This is a genomic window from Lactococcus hircilactis (assembly GCF_009601015.1).
GTDB classification, from domain to species: Bacteria; Bacillota; Bacilli; order Lactobacillales; family Streptococcaceae; genus Lactococcus; species Lactococcus hircilactis.
Genome location: NZ_WITJ01000046.1, coordinates 1 through 810 on the forward strand (window position 1 = coordinate 1; position 810 = coordinate 810).

Consider the following 810-nt stretch of genomic DNA (forward strand, 5'->3'; position numbering starts at 1 on the left):
TGTTGACTGCATGAGGATAACATCTTCAAAGTTTCTTGTGATAGGGCCATCACTGCATGAGCATATCAAGTCGTCAATTGGAATATATTCGTGGAAATTCATTGACACTAGTTTGAGCATCTCAGCTCTTTTCTTATCCCACACTCTAAATTTTGGTATCATAACATTTTCCTCTATGCTTTCCTTCGCATTCTAATTTCCATTATTTTAGCTTTTGATGGCTTCAGCTCGTACAATAAGTCCTCTAGTTCAAGCAAATTCTTCTTGCCAAGCATATACTCGCACTTTTCTAATGCTGAATCGTAAATGAAGTCATCGTCAGTTAGTTCTCTAATTATTTTCAGAAACTTAATTGATGGAATTCCGTTATTTCTTCTGTATGCATATAAATTTGAACTTACTCCATATCTGTCTCTATACATCTTGTTTATTTCCGTTAAATTAAGTCCTCTATCTTCCAACTCTTGATAGAATTTCTGTGGCGTCATATTTTCCTTTCTAAGACGTTTTGCACGTCCAGCATATAAGTTTACCTAATCATATATAAACGCTCTATGTAAGCGTAGTTTTCATGAATTATGGCTATTGTGGCATTTACACCTCTGTAATTTCAATTTCAATTCTGTTTTTCTCGCTGTTAAACTTTTTTGATTCAAGCCATACAATTTGGCTGTCGTCACTGTAATAACGCAACTTAGTCATATAGTCTTGCAAGTTCTTCATGAGATTATCTAAGTCAGGTCTTGTCGTTTTCCATTGCCACCAGCGCTTATTTTGCTTGATAGCGTAGAAGAAAGTAACGGATAACTT

2 protein-coding genes are annotated in these 810 nt (G+C 35.1%); both read right to left on the reverse strand.

The window, feature by feature from the left end; translation table 11 throughout:
- Positions 1-173 precede the first annotated feature (173 nt).
- The gene (locus tag GHI93_RS12750) at positions 174-488 is read right to left on the reverse strand and encodes a DUF7339 family protein (RefSeq protein ID WP_153497364.1); all 315 of its coding nucleotides are present in this window, start codon (positions 486-488) and stop codon (positions 174-176) included.
- 106 nt (positions 489-594) lie between these two features.
- Positions 595-810: RusA family crossover junction endodeoxyribonuclease (locus GHI93_RS12755; RefSeq protein WP_153497365.1), on the reverse strand; the 216-nt coding region annotated here is incomplete at its 5' end.